Origin of the sequence: Planktotalea arctica, assembly GCF_002105285.1 — a bacterium.
Lineage (GTDB): Bacteria > Pseudomonadota > Alphaproteobacteria > Rhodobacterales > Rhodobacteraceae > Planktotalea > Planktotalea arctica.
In genome coordinates this window covers 1-1,781 of the sequence record NZ_MUHR01000045.1, presented here as the reverse complement: position 1 = coordinate 1,781, position 1,781 = coordinate 1, and the positions used below count along the sequence as shown (strand labels likewise).

1 protein-coding gene is annotated in these 1,781 nt (G+C 60.4%); it reads right to left on the bottom strand.

Translation table 11 applies throughout. The annotated features are described in order from the left end of the window. Positions 1-1,781, bottom strand: a 1,781-nt coding sequence (gene acs, locus B9P63_RS18800) for an acetate--CoA ligase (RefSeq protein ID WP_139816302.1), incomplete at both ends; no start/stop codon positions are given.

Sequence of the window (1,781 nt, the reverse complement as noted above, 5' to 3'; positions counted from 1 at the left end):
TGGATCACATCTGGCGAGGCGATGGGGCCAATCTCCGTGCGCACCCATGTGCGAAGCTCTTTGAGCAACTCGTCAGACGGCTCTTCGCCGTTCATCAAGGTCACGTAGCAATAAATGCCCTGACCTTTGATTTCATGGGGATAGCCGACCACGGCGGCCTCGGCCACTTTGGCGTGGGCGACCAGTGCAGATTCGACTTCGGCCGTGCCCATGCGGTGGCCCGAGACGTTGATCACATCGTCCACGCGGCCCGTGATCCAGTAATCCCCGTCCGCGTCGCGCCTGGCCCCGTCGCCGGTGAAGTAATAGCCTTTGTAGTCCGAGAAATACGTCTGCTGGAAGCGCGCGTGATCGCCCCAGACCGTGCGCATCTGCCCGGGCCAGCTATCCTTGATACACAGCACTCCCTCTGCGGGGTTGCCGGTGATTTCCACACCCGATTGCGGATCGAGGATCACAGGCTCGATGCCGAAGAACGGCTTCATCGCCGAACCCGGCTTCATCGCATGCGCGCCGGGCAGGGGGGTCATCAGATGTCCGCCTGTTTCGGTCTGCCACCATGTATCGACGATCGGGCAGCGGCCTTGCCCGACAATCTCGTTATACCAGTTCCACGCCTCCGGGTTGATCGGCTCCCCGACTGTTCCAAGGATTCTGAGCGAGGATAGATCGCTACCTGTTACGAAATCGTTACCCTGCGCCATCAATGCGCGAATGGCCGTCGGCGCAGTGTAGAACTGGTTAACGGAGTGTTTCTCGCAGACCTGCCAAAAGCGCGATGCGTCGGGATATGTGGGCACGCCCTCGAACATCAAGGTGGTCGCGCCATTGGCTAAGGGCCCGTAAACTATATAGGAATGTCCTGTGACCCAGCCGACATCGGCGGTGCACCAGAAAATATCATTCTCTTTGTAATCAAAAACAATCTCGTGGGTCATGGCCGCGTAAACCAAATATCCACCAGTTGTGTGTACGACACCCTTGGGCTGACCGGTCGAGCCCGAGGTATAGAGCACGAAAAGGGGATCTTCCGCAGACATTTCCGCAGGGGCGCAGACGTCCGAGGCCTCCAGGGCCAGCTCGTTATAGTCATAGTCGCGGCCATCGATCCAGGTGGTCTGCCCGCCCGTGCGCTTGACGACCAGACATTTGACCGTGTCCTTGCAATGCAGCAGGGCCGCATCCGCGTTGCTTTTGAGCGGGGTGGCCTTGCCGCCGCGCGGGGCGTAATCGGCGGTGATGACAACCTTGGCGTCCGAGCCGTTGACGCGCGCCGCAAGCGCATCTGGGGAAAAGCCTGCGAAAACAATGGAGTGGATCGCGCCAATGCGCGCACAGGCGAGCATGGCATAGGCCGCTTCGGGGATCATCGGCAGGTAGAGCACGACGCGATCGCCTTTGCGCACGCCGAGGTCCTCAAGGATGTTGGCCATGCGGTTCACGGCGCGCGACAGCTCGCTGTAGGTGATATGCTTGGCACCCTCTTCGGGGTTGTCCGGCTCGAAAATGATCGCGGTCTTGTCGCCGCGGGTGGGCAGGTGGCGGTCAATGCAGTTCGCCGCGACGTTGAGCGTGCCGTCCTTGTACCAATTGATCGACACATCGCCGTAGCTGAAATCGACGTCCTTCACCGATGTGAAGGGTTTGATCCAATCGACCCGCTTGCCCTGCGCGCCCCAGAACGCCTCCGGATCCTCGATCGAGGCCGCATACATCGCATCATAACGCGCCAGATCAACATGCGCCGACGCCGAAAGCGCGCCTGAGGGGGGGTAGGTTTT